The organism is Ancylomarina longa (genome assembly GCF_003996985.1).
Classification (GTDB): domain Bacteria; phylum Bacteroidota; class Bacteroidia; order Bacteroidales; family Marinifilaceae; genus Ancylomarina_A; species Ancylomarina_A longa.
The window spans coordinates 1-651 of sequence record NZ_RJJX01000135.1; the positions used below are offsets into that span (position 1 = coordinate 1).

At 47.8% G+C, this 651-nt stretch carries 1 rRNA gene; it reads left to right on the forward strand.

Features of this window, described 5'->3' with window-relative positions:
* The first annotated feature begins 412 nt into the window (after positions 1–412).
* Positions 413–531 (forward strand): 5S ribosomal RNA (gene rrf, locus DLK05_RS19100).
* The last annotated feature ends 120 nt before the right edge of the window (positions 532–651 follow it).

Here is a 651-nt window from a genome sequence, read left to right on the forward strand (position 1 = left end):
TGGGCGAGAGTAGTACTAGGATGGGTGACCTCCTGGGAAGTCCTCGTGTTGCACCCCTCTTTTTGCGCGAGTTCCTACCGCGCTTACTTAAGTGACCGTTTATTGAGATTTTTTCSCTCCCCCYGCCYCGCATTGCGGCGYARTRAAAGRGCGGGCGGCATTCATTTTTTTTTTTTTGGAGAGAYTATTTAGTTATTTTACTRTTCTSCCAGCGGGGCCCACATTGCGGCGAMACAAAAAGAGCGGGWGGASCTATTTTATTTTATTTTATTTTTCTGCGGAAATTATTTCWTRTRCCCGCCACCGGTCCCACGTTGCAGTGCATGCGGAAGAKGGACCGGSCMKATTYTTTTYGGCCTAGTGGCGGAATCGGTKGGGAGTGGATATATAGATATAGCTCGCATGAGATGACGGGTGCGATCATACCAGCACTAATGCACCAGATCCCATCAAAACTCCGCAGTTAAGCGTGCTTGGGCGAGAGTAGTACTAGGATGGGTGACCTCCCGGGAAGTCCTCGTGTTGCATCCCTCTTTTATGTTTAACCTTTTTTTTTTTGGTTAAAAATGTATGACTCTAGAACTTTTAGCCCGTGAGGCTAAACTTGGCATGTGATACCTTTTCGGAAAGCCCAAAGAGAGCTCTCCGATG